At 61.5% G+C, this 20,111-nt stretch carries 19 protein-coding genes; 12 read left to right on the plus strand and 7 right to left on the minus strand.

What is annotated here, in order from left to right; genetic code table 11:
* The first annotated feature begins 101 nt into the window (after positions 1 to 101).
* From iscU to iscX, 7 genes are all read left to right on the plus strand, one after another.
* Positions 102 to 500: a Fe-S cluster assembly scaffold IscU gene (gene iscU, locus V8G57_RS15825; RefSeq protein ID WP_092357272.1), complete on the plus strand. Its 399-nt coding sequence runs from the start codon at positions 102 to 104 to the stop codon at positions 498 to 500.
* Positions 501 to 532: 32 nt separating this feature from the next.
* Positions 533 to 856 carry an iron-sulfur cluster assembly protein IscA gene (gene iscA, locus V8G57_RS15830; protein ID WP_014007106.1) on the plus strand — a complete coding sequence of 108 codons (324 nt, stop codon included), beginning with the start codon at positions 533 to 535 and terminating at the stop codon, positions 854 to 856.
* An 89-nt stretch (positions 857 to 945) separates the two neighbouring features.
* Positions 946 to 1,461 (plus strand): Fe-S protein assembly co-chaperone HscB, encoded by a 516-nt coding sequence (gene hscB, locus V8G57_RS15835; protein ID WP_092398129.1) that lies wholly within the window; start codon positions 946 to 948, stop codon positions 1,459 to 1,461.
* Between the two features lie 41 nt (positions 1,462 to 1,502).
* Entirely contained in the window at positions 1,503 to 2,117 is a 615-nt protein-coding gene (locus V8G57_RS15840; protein WP_342830191.1) for a LysE family translocator, read from the plus strand.
* 21 nt (positions 2,118 to 2,138) lie between these two features.
* Positions 2,139 to 4,004 carry a Fe-S protein assembly chaperone HscA gene (hscA, locus tag V8G57_RS15845; RefSeq protein WP_342830192.1) on the plus strand — a complete coding sequence of 622 codons (1,866 nt, stop codon included), beginning with the start codon at positions 2,139 to 2,141 and terminating at the stop codon, positions 4,002 to 4,004.
* Positions 4,005 to 4,053: 49 nt separating this feature from the next.
* A complete protein-coding gene (gene fdx / locus V8G57_RS15850) occupies positions 4,054 to 4,392 on the plus strand; it encodes an ISC system 2Fe-2S type ferredoxin (protein ID WP_092398135.1) in 339 nt (112 codons plus the stop codon).
* A gap of 28 nt (positions 4,393 to 4,420) precedes the next feature.
* On the plus strand, positions 4,421 to 4,615 hold the full coding sequence (iscX, locus tag V8G57_RS15855) for a Fe-S cluster assembly protein IscX (RefSeq protein WP_342830229.1): 195 nt from the start codon (positions 4,421 to 4,423) through the stop codon (positions 4,613 to 4,615).
* Between the two features lie 85 nt (positions 4,616 to 4,700).
* Here the strand turns inward: iscX and V8G57_RS15860 are convergent, their stop codons facing one another.
* The 3 genes from V8G57_RS15860 to prfB all read right to left on the minus strand — a co-directional run bounded on the left by V8G57_RS15860 (position 4,701) and on the right by prfB (position 8,448).
* Positions 4,701 to 5,381 (minus strand): outer membrane lipoprotein, encoded by a 681-nt coding sequence (locus V8G57_RS15860; RefSeq protein ID WP_175501015.1) that lies wholly within the window; start codon positions 5,379 to 5,381, stop codon positions 4,701 to 4,703.
* Positions 5,382 to 5,710: 329 nt separating this feature from the next.
* Positions 5,711 to 7,237 (minus strand): lysine--tRNA ligase, encoded by a 1,527-nt coding sequence (gene lysS / locus V8G57_RS15865; protein WP_342830193.1) that lies wholly within the window; start codon positions 7,235 to 7,237, stop codon positions 5,711 to 5,713.
* 106 nt (positions 7,238 to 7,343) lie between these two features.
* A protein-coding gene (prfB, locus tag V8G57_RS15870; RefSeq protein ID WP_139220064.1) for a peptide chain release factor 2 occupies positions 7,344 to 8,448 on the minus strand; the annotation gives its coding sequence in 2 pieces (ribosomal slippage) (positions 7,344 to 8,366 and positions 8,368 to 8,448; 1,104 coding nt in all).
* 204 nt (positions 8,449 to 8,652) lie between these two features.
* On the opposite strand from prfB, the gene V8G57_RS15875 reads away from it, so the two are divergent.
* From V8G57_RS15875 to V8G57_RS15885, 3 genes are all read left to right on the plus strand, one after another.
* Complete coding sequence (locus V8G57_RS15875; protein ID WP_092398141.1) at positions 8,653 to 9,417, plus strand: hypothetical protein; 765 nt, start codon at positions 8,653 to 8,655, stop codon at positions 9,415 to 9,417.
* A gap of 136 nt (positions 9,418 to 9,553) precedes the next feature.
* On the plus strand, positions 9,554 to 10,156 hold the full coding sequence (locus V8G57_RS15880; protein WP_092398143.1) for a DJ-1/PfpI family protein: 603 nt from the start codon (positions 9,554 to 9,556) through the stop codon (positions 10,154 to 10,156).
* The gene (locus tag V8G57_RS15885) at positions 10,144 to 11,151 is read left to right on the plus strand and encodes a GlxA family transcriptional regulator (RefSeq protein ID WP_342830194.1); all 1,008 of its coding nucleotides are present in this window, start codon (positions 10,144 to 10,146) and stop codon (positions 11,149 to 11,151) included. The genes V8G57_RS15880 and V8G57_RS15885 overlap by 13 nt, the downstream gene beginning before the upstream one ends.
* A gap of 116 nt (positions 11,152 to 11,267) precedes the next feature.
* Here the strand turns inward: V8G57_RS15885 and recJ are convergent, their stop codons facing one another.
* Together recJ and V8G57_RS15895 are read right to left on the minus strand one after the other, a co-directional pair.
* The gene (recJ, locus tag V8G57_RS15890) at positions 11,268 to 12,962 is read right to left on the minus strand and encodes a single-stranded-DNA-specific exonuclease RecJ (RefSeq protein ID WP_342830195.1); all 1,695 of its coding nucleotides are present in this window, start codon (positions 12,960 to 12,962) and stop codon (positions 11,268 to 11,270) included.
* Positions 12,959 to 14,038, minus strand: coding sequence for a hypothetical protein (locus V8G57_RS15895; protein WP_342830197.1), 1,080 nt, complete (start codon positions 14,036 to 14,038; stop codon positions 12,959 to 12,961). The genes recJ and V8G57_RS15895 overlap by 4 nt, the downstream gene beginning before the upstream one ends.
* 127 nt (positions 14,039 to 14,165) lie before the next feature.
* Here V8G57_RS15895 and V8G57_RS15900 point away from each other — a divergent pair, with 127 nt between their 5' ends.
* Complete coding sequence (locus V8G57_RS15900) at positions 14,166 to 14,675, plus strand: DinB family protein (protein WP_092398149.1); 510 nt, start codon at positions 14,166 to 14,168, stop codon at positions 14,673 to 14,675.
* 51 nt (positions 14,676 to 14,726) lie between these two features.
* On the opposite strand, the gene V8G57_RS15905 is transcribed toward V8G57_RS15900, so the two are convergent.
* Positions 14,727 to 16,649, minus strand: coding sequence for a PstS family phosphate ABC transporter substrate-binding protein (locus tag V8G57_RS15905; RefSeq protein ID WP_342830198.1), 1,923 nt, complete (start codon positions 16,647 to 16,649; stop codon positions 14,727 to 14,729).
* An 11-nt stretch (positions 16,650 to 16,660) separates the two neighbouring features.
* Positions 16,661 to 18,814 (minus strand): TonB-dependent siderophore receptor, encoded by a 2,154-nt coding sequence (locus V8G57_RS15910; protein WP_342830200.1) that lies wholly within the window; start codon positions 18,812 to 18,814, stop codon positions 16,661 to 16,663.
* Between the two features lie 242 nt (positions 18,815 to 19,056).
* Here V8G57_RS15910 and mgrA point away from each other — a divergent pair, with 242 nt between their 5' ends.
* Positions 19,057 to 20,100 carry an L-glyceraldehyde 3-phosphate reductase gene (gene mgrA, locus V8G57_RS15915; RefSeq protein ID WP_092398155.1) on the plus strand — a complete coding sequence of 348 codons (1,044 nt, stop codon included), beginning with the start codon at positions 19,057 to 19,059 and terminating at the stop codon, positions 20,098 to 20,100.
* The last annotated feature ends 11 nt before the right edge of the window (positions 20,101 to 20,111 follow it).

The following is a 20,111-nucleotide window of genomic DNA, read 5'->3' on the forward strand; positions in this document are numbered from 1 at the left end:
AGTTTAAGAGCCACCGTAGCGTGGCGAATTACTCTGTCCTCAACTGATTCCTCTGCGGCCGGTGAGAGGTCACCGCCGCGGCTCAAACAAGGAGTAGCAAAATGTCTTATTCAGCAAAAGTTTTGGACCATTACGAAAACCCACGCAACGTCGGCGCTTTTGAAAAAGGCGACGAAACCGTAGGCACCGGCATGGTCGGCGCGCCTGCATGCGGCGACGTCATGAAGTTGCAGATCAAGGTCGGCGCCGACGGCATCATCCAGGACGCCAAGTTCAAGACCTACGGTTGCGGTTCGGCGATCGCTTCGTCGTCGCTGGTGACTGAATGGGTCAAGGGCAAGACGCTGGACCAGGCGATGTCGATCAAGAACACCCAGATCGCCGAAGAACTGGCGCTGCCGCCGGTCAAGATCCACTGCTCGATCCTGGCTGAAGATGCGATCAAGGCTGCGGTTGAGGATTACAAAGCCAAGCACGGCGAGCAAAAGCAGGCAGCGTAAAAGCCAATCTAGCGAAAAGAGATCGACGGCATATGGCAATCACACTTACGGAAAAAGCGGCCAAGCACATCAACCGCTATATCGAACGGCGCGGCAAGGGCATCGGCCTGCGCTTCGGCGTGCGCACTACCGGTTGCTCGGGGCTGGCTTACAAGCTGGAATACGTGGATGAGAAGACTGACGAAGATGCAGTGTTCGAATCGCACGGGATCCAGGTGTTTGTCGATCCCAAGAGCTTGCCGTACATCGACGGCACCGAGCTCGATTTTGCGCGCGAGGGTTTGAACGAAGGCTTCAAGTTCTACAACCCGAACGTCAAGGATGAGTGCGGTTGCGGCGAAAGTTTCCGGATCTGACGCTGGACCTGCCTGCTTGATCCGCATCACATTGGACCAGATGGATGACCAAGCCTGTTGCACTCCAACAGGCTTTTGTTTTAAGAGCCATGCAAAATCACTTTGAACTATTCCATTTGCCGCAACGCTTCACGCTGGATAGCGCGGCGCTGGACCGCGCCTATCACGAGGTGCAGAACCAGACGCACCCCGACCGTTTTGCCAGCGCCAGCGGCGCCGAGAAGCGGGTGGCGATGCAATGGACCACCCGCGCCAACGAGGCTTACCAGACCCTGAAAAGCCCGTTCAAGCGCGCCGCCTACCTGTGCGAGCTGAACGGCGTCGAGCTGCAGGCGGAGTCGAATACGGCGATGCCGGCGGCGTTCCTGATGCAGCAGATGGAATGGCGCGAAACGCTGGACGACGCGCGCGCCGGCAAGGACCTGGCGGCGCTGGAGCAGCTGGACCTTGAACTGCGCGCGGCGCGCAAGGCCGACCTGCAGCGCATAGGCGCTTTACTGGATGCGCAGGATTTCCAGCAGGCTGCGCAATACGTGCGGCAGCTGATGTTCCTGGAAAAATTTGGGGAAGAGATCGGCAATGCGTTCGCCGTTCTCGAATCGTAAGATCAACGCTGTAAGTTCAATATCATTAGTCGAGTACGAGCATGCCTGAAATCTGGTTATTCCTGATCGCCGCAATGACGCTGACCCTGGCGCCGGGGCCGGACAATATCTACGTGCTGACGCGCGGCATCACCCAGGGCCGCAAGGCCGGCCTGGTCGCCGCGGCGGGTTTCAGTTCCGGCCTGATTTTCCATACCATGCTGGCGGTGCTGGGTTTCGCCGCGCTGATCAAGGCGTCGCCGCTGGCGTATTCCTTGTTGCGTTATGCCGGCGCGGCCTATCTGGTTTACATCGGCGTGCGCACCTTGCGTTCGCATTCGGCGATCCAGCTGCAGGGCGCTGCCGAGCCGATGAAGCTGTCGCGCATCTACTGGCAAAGCGTGATCGCCAATATATTGAATCCGAAGGTGACGCTGTTTTTCATTGCCTTCCTGCCGCAGTTCGTCAACGCGGGCGCGGGCAATATCCCGGCGCAGATGCTGCTGCTGGCGGCTATCTTCATCTTGCAGGCGCTGGCCATCTTTAGCGTGGTCGCCCTGTTTTCCGGCATGGTCGGCGCGTTTTTCCAGCGCAAGAAATCGGCCGCCACTACCATGAACCGGCTGGCGGGTTCTGCGTTTATCGCGCTCGGTATCCGCATCGCTTTGCCACAATAAAATAATAGAAGAAAACACCCTATGGCACTTTTACAAATTTCCGAACCGGGCATGTCGACCGCTCCGCACCAGCATCGGTTGGCGGTAGGGATAGACCTGGGCACCACCAATTCACTGGTCGCCACGGTGCGCAACAGCATTCCCGAGGTGCTTAACGATGAAGCGGGGCGGCCTTTGCTGCCGTCCATCGTGCGCTACCTGCCGAACGGCAATGCGCATATCGGCTACAAGGCGCAGGCTGCGCAGACCACCGATCCGAAGAACACCATCCTGTCGGTCAAGCGTTTCATGGGGCGCGGCCTGAAAGATATCGCCTACGCCGAAAACCTGCCTTACGATTTCCTCGATGTGCCGGGCATGGTGCAGTTGAAGACGGCGGCCGGGGTCAAGAGCCCGGTCGAAATCTCCGCCGAAATCCTGGCGACTCTGCGCCAGCAGGCGGAAGACGCCTTGGGCGACGACCTGGTCGGCGCCGTGATTACCGTGCCTGCCTATTTCGACGACGCGCAGCGCCAGGCGACCAAGGATGCGGCCAAGCTGGCCGGCCTGAATGTACTGCGCCTGCTCAACGAACCTACCGCGGCAGCGATCGCCTACGGCCTGGATAACGCTTCGGAAGGCGTGTACGTGGTCTACGACCTGGGCGGCGGCACCTTCGACATCTCGATCCTGAAGCTGACCAAGGGCGTGTTTGAAGTGCTGGCCACCGGCGGCGATTCGGCGCTGGGCGGCGACGATTTCGACCACAGGATATTTTGCTGGATCAGCCAGCAGGCAGGACTGGCGCCGCTGTCCGACGAGGATACGCGAGTGCTGATGGTCAAGGCGCGTGAAGCCAAGGAACTGCTTTCCACCAAAACCGAAGTCAGCATCGATGCTGCTCTGAATTCGGGCGAACAAGTGCATCTGCAACTGACGTCGGCGATCTTTGACGAGATCACCCAGCACCTGGTGGCGAAGACCCTGACGCCGACGCGCAAGGCGCTGCGCGATGCCGAACTGACCGTGGATGATGTCGACGGCGTGGTGCTGGTCGGCGGCGCCACCCGCATGCCGAGCATCCGCAAGGCGGTCGGCGCTTACTTCGAAACAACGCCGCTGGCGAATATCGATCCCGACAAGGTAGTGGCGCTGGGCGCCGCGATCCAGGCCAACCTGCTGGCCGGCAACCGCGCCCCGGGCGACGACTGGCTGCTGCTGGACGTGATCCCGCTGTCGCTGGGCATAGAAACCATGGGCGGCCTGGTGGAGAAGGTGATTCCGCGTAACTCGACCATCCCTTGCGCGCGTGCGCAGGAATTCACCACCTTCAAGGATGGCCAGACCGCGATGGCGATCCAGGTCCTGCAAGGCGAGCGTGAACTGGTCAGCGATTGCCGTTCGCTGGCGAAGTTCGAGCTGCGCGGCATTCCGCCGATGGCGGCCGGTGCGGCACGGATACGGGTGACCTACCAGGTCGATGCCGATGGCTTGCTGTCGGTTTCGGCGCGCGAACTGCGCTCCGGCGTGGAAGCGTCGATCAGCGTCAAGCCTTCTTACGGCCTGGCGGATGACGACATCGCCAGGATGCTGCAGGAATCGTTCGCTTCGGCCGACGTCGACATGCAGGCGCGCGCACTGAAAGAAGAGCAGGTGGAAGCCGAGCGTATCGTGCTGGCTACCGAATCGGCCTTGGCAGCCGACGCTGCCTTGCTGTCGGAGCAGGAACGGGCCGGCATAGCCGCCTTGATCGATGCCGTGCGCGGGCAGGTGCAGGGCACGGACCACCTGGCGATCAAGGCGGCGGTCGATGCCCTGGCGCACGGCACCGAAGAATTCGCCGCGCGCCGCATGGACCGCAGCGTACATGATGCGTTGACCGGCAAGACGCTGGACCAGGTGTCATAGAAAACCGTACAAATTCATAAAGACTCAACCTATTCCCGAGGTAAACCAAGTGCCCCAAATCGTCGTATTGCCCCATCCTACTTACTGTCCCGAAGGCGTCGTGATCGAAGCCCCGCGCGGCCAATCCGTGTGCGACGCCTTGCTCGCGAACGATATCGAGATCGAACACGCTTGCGAGAAATCCTGCGCCTGCACCACCTGCCACGTAGTGGTGCGCGAAGGTTTTGCGTCGCTGGGCGAGCTGGACGACAAGGAAGAGGATTTGCTGGACATGGCCTGGGGCCTGGAAGCAACCTCGCGCCTGTCGTGCCAGGCCATCCTCGGCGAGGAAGACCTGGTGGTCGAGATTCCGAAGTACACGATCAACCACGCCAGCGAAAACCACTAAGCCAGAGGACAGCACCATGACCGACACCATGAAATGGACTGATACATTGCGCGTTGCCGAAGCCCTGTACGACAAATTCCCGGATATCGATCCAGAAAAGATCCGCTTTACCGACCTGCACAAGTGGGTGCTGGAGCTGGACGGCTTCGACGACGAGCCAAACCGCTCCGGCGAAAAAATCCTGGAAGCGATACAGGCAGCCTGGATAGAAGAAGCCCGCTAAGAGACTTAAGAAGCGCCGGCGCAAAGAAAACCCCGCTGTGGCTACAATCGTAGCGACAGCGGGTTTTTTATTGACCGAACCGGTATCAGCCGCGGCCTTCCAGGTGGCCGTTGACGACCTGCACCGGATCGCCGACACGCCATCCCTGGCTGGATTGCGGGAAGGTGCGTACCTTGCCGTCATCCATGCGCACCACAACCTGGTAGGTGGTGTTGGTGCGGGTGCGTTTTTCCACTTCATTGCCGGCAAAACCGCCGCCGACAGCGCCTGCTACAGTCGCCAGGGTATTACCGTTGCCATGGCCGACCTGGTGGCCGAGCACGCCGCCCAGCACTGCGCCGGCGGCAATCCCCAAGCCGCTAGGCGGGACTGCATGCTGGATCGCTTGTATCGATTCAACCCGGCCGCAGCTGTGGCAGACGGATGGCTGCGGTGCTGGTTCCGACTGGCGCGGAGCCTGTGCATATTCCGGGCGCGGCGCCGAGCGCGGCTGTTGTTGCTGCTGAGCCTGGACCGGCTGCTGCTGTTGCTGGTAATAGCCGTTCTGGCCCGCCGGCGCACCGTTTGCCTGCGGCAGGGCGCCAGGCTGCTGGCTGTTATAGTCCCCAGGCGCCGCCGACATGGCCGCTACCGGCGCCGGCGTCGAGTTCGAGCTAGGAAACAGGCCGGTCATGGCGGCTACGCCTACCAGGCTGGCCAAGGTAACTGCTACCGCAGCAGCAGCAACCAAAGGGTGAATGCGGTTGTTTGGTTTCGGGCTGTCCATTATTACCTCCAGGAATTTTTGTTTGTTGACTAATGTAATTATCAAAGGTTCAGATAACGAACGCTATGTTGATAATGTGTCAGATGTATCCTTATGTAACGAGTTTAAGCGCTACCCGGAAAAACTGCAAAACAGGCCAATAATTAGAGTAATTAGGGTCAGAGTCGAATTAATTCTCGCGACTGCGAATAATTAGGGTCAGAGTCGAATTAATCCTGGCGACTGCATAGATTTGTATTCCGTGGTACGTCAAATGGGGCAGAGTAATTTACGACGATGAGACTGTCGTAAAAAAACTCTGACCCCATTTGACTGAGCACGTTGATGATTTAGTCTTCGCGGCGCAGGTGCGGGAACAGGAGGACGTCGCGGATGTTGGGCGAGTCGGTGATCAGCATCATCAGGCGGTCGATGCCGATGCCGCAGCCGCCGGTCGGAGGCATGCCGTATTCCAGCGCGCGGATGTAGTCGGCGTCGAAGTACATGGCTTCTTCGTCGCCGGCGTCCTTGGCTGCAACCTGCGCCTGGAAGCGCGCGGCCTGGTCTTCCGAATCGTTCAGCTCGGAGAAGCCGTTGGCGATTTCGCGGCCGGTGACGAACAGTTCGAAACGTTCGGTGATGCCGGGCACGGTATCGGAGGCGCGCGCCAGCGGCGACACTTCGACCGGATAGTCGACGATGTAGGTCGGATCCCACAGCTGCCCTTCGGCGGTTTCTTCAAACAGCGCCAGCTGCAGCGCGCCGAGGCCGGCGTGGGCGTGCGGCTTGACGCCGAATTTTTTCAGCTCGGCCTTGATGAATTCGGCATCCTGCAGCTGCGCGTCCTGGTATTGCGGCGCGTATTTGTTGATGGCGCCGACGATGGTCAGGCGCTGGAACGGCTTGCTCAGGTCCAGCTCGCGGCCCTGGTAGGTCAGGGTGGCGGTGCCGTGGGCGTCGATCGCGGCCTGGCGGATCACCTGCTCGGTGAAGTTCATCAGCCATTGGTAATCGACATAAGCCGCATAGAATTCCATCATCGTGAATTCTGGATTGTGGCGCGGCGATACACCTTCATTGCGGAAGTTGCGGTTGACTTCGAACACGCGTTCGAAACCGCCGACCACCAGGCGCTTCAGGTACAGCTCAGGCGCGATGCGCAGGAACATCTGCATGTCCAGCGCATTGTGGTGGGTGATGAAAGGCTTGGCCGCGGCGCCGCCGGGGATGGCGTGCAGCATCGGCGTTTCGACTTCCATGAAGTCGTTCTTTTCCATGAAGCGGCGGATCGACGACATCGCCGCGGTGCGCACCTTGAAAGTGCGGCGCGTATCTTCGTTGATGATCAGGTCGACGTAGCGCTGGCGGTACTTGGTTTCCTGGTCGGCCAGGCCGTGGAACTTGTCCGGCAGCGGACGCAGCGACTTGGTCAGCAGGCGCAGGGTGGTGACCTTGATCGACAGCTCGCCGGTCTTGGTCTTGAACAGCGTGCCTTCGGCGCCGAGGATGTCGCCCAGGTCGTAGTGCTTGAAGCTGTCGTATTCCGCTTCGCCGATGTTTTCCTTGGTGATGAACAGCTGGATGCGGCCGTCGGCCTTGCTGCCGGACGCGTCCTGCAGGGTGGCGAAGGAAGCCTTGCCCATCACGCGTTTCAGCATCATGCGGCCGGCGACCACGACCTTGACTGCAGCAGCGTCCAGCGTTTCGTTTTCCTGCGCCGCGTATTCGGCCTGGATCGGGGCTGCCTTGTGCGTCGGCCGGAAGTCGTTAGGGAAGGCCACGCCTTGCGCGCGCAGGGCGCCGAGCTTGCTGCGGCGTTCCGCAATGATCTTGTTTTCGTCTTGCGGGACAGGTTGCTGCTGAGTGTCTGTCGTCATGTCAGTGTCTTTTCAAATGATGCGGTGAAACGTCTGTCTGTGTAGCGGCGGGGAAGGCAATGCCACGGACGCTGCCCGCGGCATGGTTTGCAACCGGATTTGCAGCTTATACGCCTTGCTTGAGCGAAGCGGCGATGAAATCGTCAAGGTCGCCGTCGAGAATGGCCTTGGTGTTGCCGCTCTCGAAGTTGGTGCGCAGGTCCTTGATGCGCGACTGGTCCAGCACGTAAGAGCGGATCTGGTGGCCCCAGCCGACGTCGGTCTTGGAGTCTTCCAGTTTCTGCTGTTCGCTCATGCGCTTGCGCAGTTCCAGTTCGTACAGCTTGGCTTTCAGCATGTCCCACGCTTCGGCGCGGTTACGGTGCTGGCTGCGGTCGTTCTGGCATTGCACCACAATGCCGGACGGCATATGCGTCAGGCGCACCGCGGAGTCGGTCTTGTTGATGTGCTGGCCGCCGGCGCCGGAGGCGCGGTAGGTGTCGACGCGGACGTCGGCCGGGTTGACGTCGATATCGATCGAGTCATCCACTTCCGGGTACACGAACAAGCTGGAGAACGAGGTGTGGCGGCCGTTGGCAGAGTCGAAAGGCGACTTGCGCACCAGGCGGTGCACGCCGGTTTCAGTGCGCAGGAAACCGTAGGCGTATTCGCCTTCGACTTTCAGCGTAGCGGTCTTGATGCCGGCGATTTCACCGTCGGACTGTTCCAGGATCTCGACCTTGAAACCCTTGCGTTCGCAATAACGCAGGTACTGACGCAGCAGCATCGATGCCCAGTCCTGCGCCTCGGTGCCGCCGGCGCCGGCCTGGATGTCGATGAAGCAGTTGTTGGGATCCATCGGATTGCTGAACATGCGGCGGAATTCCATGCCTTCGACCAGCTTGCGCAGGCCTTCCGTATCGGCTTCGACCGCCTCTATGGTTTCTTCATCCTGCTCTTCGCGCGCCATCTGGAACAGATCGGTGGTGTCGCGCAGGTCGGCTTCGATCTTGGTCAGCGTCAGCACGATGGCTTCCAGCGATTTCTTTTCCTTGCCCAGGTCCTGGGCGCGCTTCTGGTCGTTCCAGACTTCCGGATCTTCCAGTTCGCCGTTGACCTGGTCGAGTTTCTCTAACTTCGTATCGAAGTCAAAGATACCTCCGTAGTTCGGCTTCGCGGCTGGTCAGGTCCGCAAGCAGGTTTTGTAGGGAATTTAAGCGTTCGGCTTCCATTTTCGGCTCTTTTGCAATCAAACCCTAAATTATACGCCAGCAGCATGGCAGATGGCGCTGCAGTTTGCGTTTTGTCCCTGATTGACGGCTGTTTTGCAGCAAATATGCACAAATGTGAACCATTGCAAGAAGCCGGATATCGAAGCTGCAACCGCTTAGAATGGATTGCACGCTTGATAGTTTACCAGCCCGACCCAGCCGCCCATGTCGATTAAGGCAAGAATCCATCGCTGCGATGTTGTTTTGCCATCGTATCTGCCGATGGCCTTGCTGTGCCTGGCGCTCAGCGCTTGCGGCCTGCTGGCGCCGACCCCGGCTCCGCACGGCGAAGTGCAGGGCTCCTCCACCAGCGGCAGCGAACTGGCGCAGTCTGATGTCAACCGTTTCGCTACCCTCGGCATGCGCGACAATCTCGACAGCCTGTACCGCCTGCTGGATAAATTGTACCGGCGCAATCCCGCCGAATGGAAAAAGACCGCCGCCAGCCGCGAGCTGGCGATCAAGCGCGTGCGCGACGCCATCGAAACGCGCCAGCCGTGGCCCGAGCTGCAAGGCAAGCATGACGTCCAGGCGTTGTCGCTGGCGCTGGCGCCTGACTTCAGCGGCGACCGGGCCGCCGCCTTTATCTACGGCGCGGCCGACATGATCATCGTCGCCCACGGCGGCAAAACCAGGTTCTACCTGATCGACGGCTTCGACGCCCAATACCTGTACAACGCCGCCCGCAACATGGAAATCGCATCGTGGATACTCAACAGCCGGAAAAATGCCGCCGGCCAGCCTTTGCTGCTGTCCAACGACATCAGCGACAGCGAGCGCAACATCAGTTTTGAACGGGAGTTCGGCAAGATCATCGGCCGCATCGATTTGCTGGCCGAGATGACGACAGAGAAATACAAGCGCGCCGGCATCAGCTACATGCAGAACCTGGTGGGCGGCAGTTTCCTGCAGTTCTTGCCGGTGCGCTGAGATATTCCCGGCATGTCCTTTTTTGTCCGTTATATGTCTACCCGCAGCATTTCGCAATGCCTGGCCGACGCTTAACATGGTCCTCAACAATGGCGCTCCGATCCCGGACTGCCAGGATGTCAGATGAGGCTGCAGCATGCTGAGCGTAGGGATACTGGTGTTTGACGATGTGGAAATCCTGGATTTTTCCGGCCCCTATGAAGTATTTTCTACCGCCGCGCGGGTCCACGGGCGAACCGCCCGCAATGGCGCGGCGGCAAACCTGTTTCAATGTTTCCTGGTAGCGCCGGCGATGCGGCCGGTGCGGGCGAGAGGCGGCATAAAGGTGTTGCCGGATTGCGTGCTGACGCCGTCCGCCGACCTCGACGTGCTGATCGTGCCGGGCGGCGACGTGTCGGCGATCCTCAATGATGACGCGGTAATCCGCTGGATTGCAGCCCAGCATCCCGGCACGGTGATTACGGCATCGGTCTGCACCGGCGCATTCCTGCTGGCCAAGGCCGGTTTGCTGGACGGCCTGGATGTGACCACGCACTGGGAAGACCAGGATGACTTGCAGGCAAGTTTTCCGGCGCTCACGGTCAAGCGCAACGTAGCCTGGGTCGATTGCGGTAAAGTGGTGACTTCCGGCGGCATTTCGGCAGGCATCGACATGAGCCTGCACCTGGTCGAGCGATTGGCAGGACCCGAACTGGCCGCCGCCACTGCCAAACAGATGGAGTATCGATGGCTGCAATAGCCGACCACGCGCGCGCTGGAGAAACCACCGTCCCGGTCTATTTCCTGCTGCGCGACGCTACCATGACGCTTGACCTGATGGGTCCGGCGGAGGTGCTGCGTTATGCCAACCGGATTGCGGAACGGGAAGGCCGCGCGGATTTTTTCGACCTGCGCTACGTCAGTGCGGCCAGCACCATCAACATTTCGCTTGGCCTTGGCCTGACCGGTTTCAGCGACTTGCCGGACAGCCTGCCGGCCAACGCTATGCTGATGCTGCACGGCTGCGTAGGCAGCGACGACGATTTCACCAGCGCCAACGACCAGCGCGCCGTAGCCTGGCTGCGCGCGCACTGGCAGGATTCCCATCGCCTGCTGTGCAGCTGCACCGGCGCTTTGCTGGCGGGCTATGCCGGCCTGCTCGATGGCCGCCAGTGCACCACGCACCACAGCCATTGCGACGACTTGCGGCGTATTGCGCCGCGAGCGCATGTATTGGAAAACCGCATCTTTGTCGAAGACCGCAATGTCTACACCAGCGCCGGCGTCACCACCGGCATCGACCTGGCCTTGCACGTAGTCGCGCAAATCGCCGGCCATGCCCGCAGCGCGTCGATTGCGCGCTCGCTGGTGATCTACATGCGGCGCGCCGGCAGCGATCCGCAGCTGTCGCCATGGCAGGCTTGCCGCAACCACCTGCATCCGGCGATACACCGGGTGCAAGACGCCGTGATCGGCAATCCAGCCCATGACTGGGACCTGGAACAGCTGGCGGCAATCGCCTGCACCAGCGAACGCCATCTGACGCGCCTGTTCAGGGAACACACCGGCAGCAGCCTGGTCGACTACATCCAGCGCATCCGGGTAGCCCTGGTGCGCGAGCTGCTCACGCAATCCAAGCTCGACATGGAACAGGTAGCCCAGCAAGCAGGTTTCAACTCAACCCGCCAGCTGCGCCGAGTGTGGAGCAAATTCGAAAACTTCCCCCCAAGCCAGCAACGCCAGTTCAGCAATTAGGGTCAGAGTCGAATTATTGTTTGCCCAATTAATTCGACTCTGACCCTAATTAGCGAAACAATTCGACTCTGACCCTAATTGATGGGCCGCGGAGTATTGCATTCGGCGTTCGGGAATTACGTCGGTTCTGCGTGCTCCACCATTAGCTGTACCTTGGTCACGCCGTTGTATTCATTGGCGTCCAGCCGGAACGCTACCTTGGCCTTGCTGCCCAGTTCATCGGTATGTCCGAACCAGATCGCGTCGTAGCGGGTGCCGTTGCGCTCCAGCAGCAGCTTCAGGTGTTTCTCTTTCAGGATACGCTGGCTGACCACCCTGAATTCGTCGCAAAACAGCGGCGGTGCAAAACCTTGTCCCCACACCTGGCCATCCATCAGTTCAATGAATTGGGTGGTGTAGTAGGCATCTTCCAGCGGCCCGTCGGTTTCAATCACGCGCTCCAGCTGGCTTTGTCCCAGCCATTCGCGTCCGACTTTTTCAAAGGCGGCGGCGAAAGCGTCGAAGGCGTCGGCGCGGATGGTCAGCCCGGCTGCCATCGCGTGGCCGCCGAATTTCTGGATCAGGCTGGGGGCGTGCTTGGAAACCAGGTCCAGCGCGTCGCGCAAATGGAAACCGGGAATCGAGCGGCCCGATCCTTTGATCAAGCCTTCGCCGCCCGGCGCGAAAGTAATGGTCGGGCGATAAAACTTGTCCTTCAGGCGCGAGGCGACAATGCCGATCACGCCCTGGTGCCATGAAGCGTCGAACACGCTGATGGTAGTGCTGTCCTGCGGCTTGAAATCGTCCAGCAGCGCCAGCGCGGTGTCCTGCATGCCGGCTTCGATATCGCGCCGTTCGCGGTTGATGGCGTCGAGCTGCTGGGCGATGGCCCAGGCGCGGCCTTCGTCGTCGGTGGTCAGGCATTCGATGCCGAGCGCCATGTCGGCCAGGCGGCCGGCGGCGTTCAGGCGCGGGCCCAGCGCAAAACCGAGATCGAACGGCGTGGCGCGCCGCGCTTCGCGGCCGGCGGCGCGGAACAGGGCGGCGATGCCGGCATGCATGCGGCCGGCGCGCATGCGCTTGAGGCCTTGCGCCACCAGGATGCGGTTGTTGGCGTCGAGCTTGACCACGTCGGCCACGGTGCCGAGCGCCACCAGGTCGAGCAGCACATCCAGCTTCGGCTGGCTCTGGGCGTCGAACATGCCGCGCCGGCGCAGTTCCGCGCGCAAGGCCAGCAAGACATAGAACATGACGCCGACCCCGGCCAGGTTCTTGCTGGGAAAACCGCATTCAGGCTGGTTCGGGTTGACGATGACACGCGCCGCCGGCAGCGTATCCGCAGGCAAGTGATGGTCGGTCACCACGACTTCGATGCCGCGCCGGTTGGCTTCGGCCACGCCGTCGATGCTGGCGATGCCGTTGTCGACCGTGACGATGATGTCGGGCGATTTTTCGCGCGCGGTCAGTTCGACGATTTCCGGCGTCAAGCCGTAGCCGTACTCAAACCGGTTCGGCACGATGAAGTCGATGTTGGCGCCCAGCAGGCGCAAGCCGCGCAAGCCGACGGCGCAGGCGGTGGCGCCGTCGCAATCGTAATCGGCGACGATCACCATTTTTTTCCTGGCGGCGATGGCGTCGGCCAGGAAGCTGGCGGCGGCGTCGATGTGCAGCAAGCCCGACGGCGGGATGAGGGCATTCAGTTCGCTTTCAAGCTCCTTGGCGTCGAGCAGGCCGCGCGCTGTATACACGCGGGCCAGCACTGGATGGACGCCGCTTTGGCGCAGGCGTTCGGAGTCGCGGAAGGAATAGGGGCGGGTAGTGATGCGGGTCATGGTGAATGCGATGGCAATAAGCCGGTAAGGGTTGGCTTCAGCCAGAATTTCTTGAGAGAGAGCCGGGTGGTGCTCAATTCAAGCGCGTGTCCGCTGTCCGTGACGACCAGGGACAGGCTGTCGAGCCGGCGTTGTTGCATGGCTTGCAGCAAAGGCGCGAAGCATGCGCTTTCCAGGGCTTGCAGCTGCTGCAGCCAGTCCGACCATTCGCCGGTCAAGGCCGGCTGGATCAGCTGGCTCAAAGTCAGCAGGCCGTGTTCGGGCCTGGTCGCGATTACCTCGCTCACGCCGACGCCGGCATGCGCCGTCTTGGCGTATTGGCCGAGGCCAGCGAAGCCGTCCGGCAGGTTGAATACTTCGCGCTGGCTGGGTGCCGGCGGCTGCGCGACCGCGCCGCCCCATAGCCACAGGGAATTGACGGTTTGCCGTCCCTGCATTTCGCGGCCTTCGTTCAAGGGATGGGCAAACCATAACATCTGCACTTCATTCTGCAATTTGCGCCAAGCCTGGTCGCCGCTGCCTTTCGGCATCCAGATATCGATGTTGTGGCCGCAAGTGGCGTCCGGCGTGGACGACAGCAAGCCTTGCCAGTCGTCGGCGCGCAGGAACCAGGTGCCGGCATCGCCGTAGACCAGCTCGCGGCCGGCTTCGCCGAACAGCGGCAGCGCAGCATCGAACAGTTCGCGCGATTCCGCATCGCTCAAGCCGATCTGGCGGATGTCGGTCAGCACCAGGTGGTCGCGGGCGATATGGATATGGGCCGGATGCAGCATGAACCAGGCGCCTTCTGCAACGCTTAGCCCCATGGCGCGCATGGCGGCGCAGGCGAGCGCAGGGCTGTTCTGGTGGTCGGCGGCGGTTGCCGCCGGGCCGAAGCCGGGCAAGGAAAATTGCGAGGCCAGCCACATCTCATGCGGCAGGGCTCTTGCAAAATCGTCAAACAGCTGGCGCCGCGGAGCGGTCTTGGCGCGCGTCATCAGGGTGGCGAGGGCAGGCAATTTCAAATCGCGCAATAAATCGCGCGCCAGTTCCGGCGGCGGCAGGCCGAAGGGCAATAGGATATCTAAATGACTCATGGCGCGATTGTAGGGCATCCCGGGGTCTTGAGTCGATTTGCCTTCACCTGTGCGGATTCCGCGCTTGGCATAGAATGGCTGGATTGCAGCAAATCCCGACCAGCCTGCCGATGCAAAACCAGACGCCATGAATACACAAAAACTGCTGACCACCCTGTTTGAATACAAAGCCTGGGCCAACGACACCCTGTTTTCGGCGCTGGCCGCGTTGCCGCCGGAATCCCACGAGCGGGAAAAACACGACGCCGCGCGCATCTTGAACCATGTCTACGTCGTGGACCGGATTTTCGAAGCAAACCTGGAGCGCAAGCCGCACGATTACAAGGCGCTCAATACCACGGCGACGCCGGAACTCGCCGACCTGCGCGCAGCGGTCCGCGAAACCGACCGCTGGCTGCTATCGTATGCCGATACGGTATCGGAAGCCGAGCTTGCAGAGGTGGTCGAGTTCACCTTCGTCGATGGTTCGGCCGGCCGCATGTCCCGCGGCGAGATGCTGGCCCATGTGGTCACGCACGGCAACTACCATCGCGGCGCCGTCGGCCGTATCCTGTCGCAGATCGGCGTGCCGCCGCAACGGGATACGCTCACCGTCTTCCTGCACCGGCCGGAACACCTTCGGGCAGATCCGATCTAAAGGAGCCGGCATCTGCGTTGCCGATAGCGCTTCCCTGTCCGTAGCTTTGTCCTAGTCGAGTTTTTTCTTTTCCTTGGTCAAATCGCCGGCCGACAGCGGCAGGTAACCGCCTGCCGCGCCGGCTAGCAGGCTTTGCCCTGCCGGCGACAATATCATCTTCAGGTAATCCGCCAGCTGTCCGTCGAGGGCCTTGCCGGGCGGCCGGTTCAAATACAGCTGCAGGTACACGGAGAGCGGATATTTTCCCGCCGCCACGTTTTCAGGAGAAGGCATGACCGCGACGGCGCCATCGGCCGGCGACAGCGGCAAGATGCGCAGCGACGCGGGGATCGGAGCGTCGCTGGTCGGCGCGAGCAAGGCAATCCCGTAAGGATCGTCGGCGACTGCCGCCAAGACGGCTTGCGCGGTGTCCAGCGCTTCGTAGTGCGCAGCGAAGGGATATTTTCCCAGGTGTGCGGTACGCAAGACGGTAGCGCTGCCGCCATCGTCGCGCAGCCCGTACAAGTGGATGCGGCGTTGCTGCCAGCCGTCCTTCAGTCCCAGCTGCGACCAGAAATTCAGATTGCCCGCTGCCGAACCCGCGGTAAACACCCGGGCCAGCTGCTGCATGCTCAGGCCGGGCAGGGGATTGCGCCGGTTGACGTAGACGGCGGGGGCTTCTTGCCCGGAACCGGCGTAGCCGATGCGAACCAGGAACGGCGCATAACCCCACGCTTGCCGAAACGCAGCGATTTCGGCGGCGCTTGCTTCATGCGTGACGATTGCCATGGAAGCGGTGCCGGCTGTCAGTGCCGGCAAGCCGGTTGACGAGCCTTTGAGCGCCATGCCGATGCTCGCTTGCGGCTGCGTGCGGGCAAACATGGCGTTGAAGCGCTTGAACAGATCGGTTGCGTCATCCGCGCCGGCCAGCAGCAGTCCAGGCAGAACCGGGGCCGATACGCTGGCGCCGCTTCCCGCCAGTTCTATTTTTTGCAATTCAGCGCGGACTTCCGCCGCCGACAGCGGAATATAGCCGCCGGCCTGGCTGGCGATGATTTCCTGGCCCTGGCGCGACAGCACCAGGCGCAGGTACTCCTTGGCGACCGGGTCAAGCGCTTGTCCCGGTTCGCGCCGCAAATAGAAATACACGTAACGGCCGTAAGGGTAGGCGCCGGCAGCCACCTCCTGGCGGCTGCCGCGTGTCTCGCTGCGGCCATCGCCGGATACGATGGCGAGTTGCCTGAGCGCCGCGTTTTCGTGGCCGATGGCGGCAAACGCGATGCCGGCCGGATCCTGTTCCAGCCGTTTCAGGATGGTTTCGGTGCTGCCCCATTGTTCGTACGCCGGCGTGAAGGTCCGTCCTTGCAGCGGCCCGGACTGCATGTAGGTGCCCATGCCGGTATATTCAGGCGTGCCGAAAGGATGGATGGCGCGTTCTTTCCAGGCGCCGCCGGCGCCCAGCTGGCCCCAGTGGGAGAGGTCGCCGTCCGGGTTGCCGTTGGTGAAGATGCGCGCCACCTGGCTTGCGCTCAGGCGTTCGATCGGATTGGCGCGGTTGACGTAGATGCCGATCGAATACGACATTTCCTGCTGCGCATCGTCGGAAGTATGGGCGATGCGGATTTCCAGCGGCGCCGCGCCGACCGCTTTTTCATAGGCTTCCAGCTCCGCCGCATTGGCGCTGCGTCCCATCGGGCCGTACAGCATCCGTCCGTAAGTCAGCAGCGGCATGGTGGCGGTAGTGCCCTTGACATGGCCGGAAAAGCGCACGCCAGGATGGCTGCCGGCGAACAGGGCATTGAAACGGTCGATCACGAATTGCGCGTGCTCGGCGCCGCCGATGCGGATCGCGTTTTGCTCATCGAGATAGCTGGCGTGGGGCGGCAAGCTCACGCTCTGCGCTTGATACTCTGGCATTTCCTGGTCCGGCGCCGGCGCTGCATGCGCAGCCCCGGCGAGGAGCGGCAGCGCGCAAGCCAGCAATGCTTTCCTCATCCTGGCCATCCTCAGAAATTCAGCTTGGCGTTGAGCGTAAACTCGCGGCCGGCGCCGATGTTGACGAACGGCGTGCCGGTGCAGCAGCTGGCAGTGTAATAAGTCGAATCGAAGATGTTCTTGATGTTGAACTGCCAGTCGACCGACTGGCCGCCGAGCAGCGTGTTCCAGGATATGAACGCATCCATCACGCGGCCGTAGGGCAGGTGGTAGACCTTGCCGGTGCCGTCGCCCACCGGCAGGCTGCTGAACACGCGGGCGCCGGCGCCGGCCCTGACGCGGCCTTCGACCGGGCCGAGGCGCGAGACGCCGAAATCGCGCGTCAGGTACAGCGACGCCGAATGCTTTGGTGTATTCGGCAGGGGATTGCCGGCCAGCTTGGGATCGTCAGCGTAGCGCGCTTCGGTGTAGGCGTAGCTGCCGACCAGGCTCAAGTCCTGGCTGATGCGGCCGCTGGCGTCGAACTCCAGGCCGCGCGACCTGGCTTTGCCGGCGTTGCGGGTGTAGTTGACGCCGCCGATGGTTTCCGTGGTCTGGATGTTGCGCTTCTGGATATCGAACACGGCTACCGTGGCAGTCAGGTTGTCGGTTTCCAGTTTCGAGCCGATCTCGTAGCCCTTGGCCAGTTCCGGCGGCAACTCGCCGATCGGCGTTGCAATCGAAGTATTCGGCTTGAATGATTCGCTGTAGCTGGCGTACATCGACCAGTCCGGCGCCAGCTTGTAGACCACGCCGGCGCGCGGCGTGGCGCGTCCGGCGGCGACCTTGCTGCCGACGATGAAAGGACGGCCCTTGCCGGTCAGTTCATTGAAATATTCGTAGCGTGCGCCGGCCAGCAGGATCCAGCGTTCATCCAGGTGCATCGAATCCTGCACGAACACGCCGCGCGAGATCAGCTTGTCGGTCTGGTCGCTGTCGGCCGGGCTGATCTTGCTGCCGGCAGGCGTCAGCTGGCCGTAGACCGGATTGTAGATGTTGAACTGGGTATTGCTCGGGCCGCGGTAGAGGTCGCCCAGCACCCGGTAGTTGCGCATGTAGTCGACGCCGCCGACGATGTCGTGGCGCACCTCGCCCCAGTTGAATTTTCCTTCCAGGTTCAAGGTCAGCGTATGCGCCGACTGCACGCCGTTCTGGGTGGAGTCGACGCGCCGCGTGGCGATGCCGGTGGCGTAGTTGACCGACAGCACGCGCGCCTGCCAGTCGTTGTAGTAGCTGCGGCTGAAGCCGTAGCCGCCATGCAGGGTCCAGTCGGCGTTGAGCTTGTGGTCGAAGCGCAGGTTGACGGCGTCGGAACGGCCGGCCGACACGTTGTAGGCTTCGTCGAAGCGGCGCTCCTTGGGCACGGCCACCGGGTTGCCGGTGCGCGTATCGATGACGGTGCCGCGGTCGATAGGCACCGAATAGTTCATGTGTTCGTAGGCGAACGACAGCGTCGTATCGCGGCCATACCAGGCCAGCGACGGCGCCACCACCGATTGCGTGGTTTCGCCGAAGTTGCGCCAGTAGTTGCTGCGCTCATGGTCGGCGATCAGCCGGTACGCCAGCCCCGAATCGCCGATCGGTCCGGTCAGGTCGACCTGTTCGCTGACGCCGCCGTAGCTGGTGACGCCGAGCGTGACCGAGCGCTGGCTTTCCAGCAGCGGTTTCTTGCTGACGACGTTGATGACGCCGCCCGGGTCCATGCTGCCGTAGAGCATTGACGAAGGACCTTTCAGCACTTCGATACGTTCCGTGGTCGGCGTGAAATTGCGCGGCTGGACCGACAGCATGCCGTCGCGCAGCATGGAGTTGTCGCGGTTGTCGCCGAAGCCGCGCTTGATGATTGCATCCAGCGTGCCGCCCAGCGTATTGCCCATATGGACGCCGGACACCGTATCCAGCGATTCCGCCAGGCTGCTCGGCTGGCGGTCTTGCAGGAACTGGGAAGTGACGACGCTGACTGCCTGCGGCACGTCGATCAGGGCAGCATCGCTGCGGCTGCCGACGGCGGCGCGTTTTGCCTGGTAGCCTTTTTCCGCCGTGTCTTCCCGGCTGGCTTTGACGGACACGGTAGGCAGCGTGTTTTCACTGGCTGCCGCACTGGTGTTTGCTTGTGCCTGCGCATCGGCTGCAATGGCGCCGTGCGCCAGCATGGCGGTGCATATTCCTGCTAATTGCTTTCTCAAAACTTTATCCTCGCCTGGCTATTTATTTTTAGTAATAGGCGTCATTATATACAAATGAGAATCATTCGTAATTAAGTGAGGCAGGATTTTTTCAAAATACAACGCAATTTGCCAAAATATCAAATCGGCCGCTCTCAGCGAGACGCAAGAGAGCTCTGTAGAATTGCTGGATGCAAGTCCCGCCGGTAAAACAGAATTTTCAAAGAGACCACCAGACCATCGTCAAAAGGAATATTCCAGTCATGAGTTATCACGCATCAAGCAAACGCTACGACGAAATGCAGTACCGCTTTTGCGGCCGCAGCGGCCTCAAGCTGCCATTGTTGTCCATGGGGCTCTGGCACAATTTCGGCGACACTACCTCGCTGGCGCGCCAGCGGGAAATGGTGCACACCGCGTTCGACCTCGGCATCACCCATTTCGACCTGGCCAATAACTACGGGCCGCCGTACGGCAGCGCCGAAACCAATTTCGGCCGCATCCTGAAGGAGGACCTGCGGCCTTACCGCGACGAGCTGATCATCTCGACCAAGGCCGGCTGGGACATGTGGCCGGGGCCGTACGGCCAGGGCGGCGGTTCGCGCAAGTACGTGCTGGCCAGCCTCGACCAGAGCCTGCAGCGCATGGGCCTGGACTACGTCGATATCTTTTATTCGCACCGCTTCGATCCGGAAACGCCGCTGGAAGAAACCATGAGCGCGCTGGCGACGGCGGTGCAGCAGGGCAAGGCGCTGTATGTCGGCGTCTCGTCCTATTCGCCGGCCAAGACCGCGGAAGCCGCCAAGCTGCTGCGCGACTGGAAAGTGCCTTGCCTGATCCACCAGCCGTCCTACAACATGTTCAACCGCTGGATTGAAGACGGCTTGCTCGATACCCTGGAACAGGAAGGCATGGGCTGCATTACCTTTACCGCCTTGGCGCAGGGACTGCTGAGCGACAAATACCTGAACGGTGTGCCGCAGGATTCGCGCATCAATCGCGAGGGCGGCGGTTCGCTGCAGCAGGCTCACCTGAGCCCGGAAAACCTGGCGCGGGTGCGGGCGCTCAACGAGATCGCCAAGGCCCGTGGCCAGAGCCTGGCGCAGATGGCGCTGGCCTGGGTATTGCGCGATCCGCGCGTGACCACCACCTTGATCGGCGCCAGCAGCCCGGGCCAGATCCGGGAAAATGTGGCTGCCTTGCAGCGCCTGGATTTTACGAAAGAAGAACTGGCGGCCATCGACGAGCAGGCCAAGGAGGGCGGCATCAACCTGTGGGAGCGTTCGATAAAAGAGCTGGCGCCATAAGCCATAAGGTT

This window comes from Collimonas rhizosphaerae, assembly GCF_038896935.1.
GTDB classification, from domain to species: domain Bacteria; phylum Pseudomonadota; class Gammaproteobacteria; order Burkholderiales; family Burkholderiaceae_D; genus Collimonas; species Collimonas rhizosphaerae.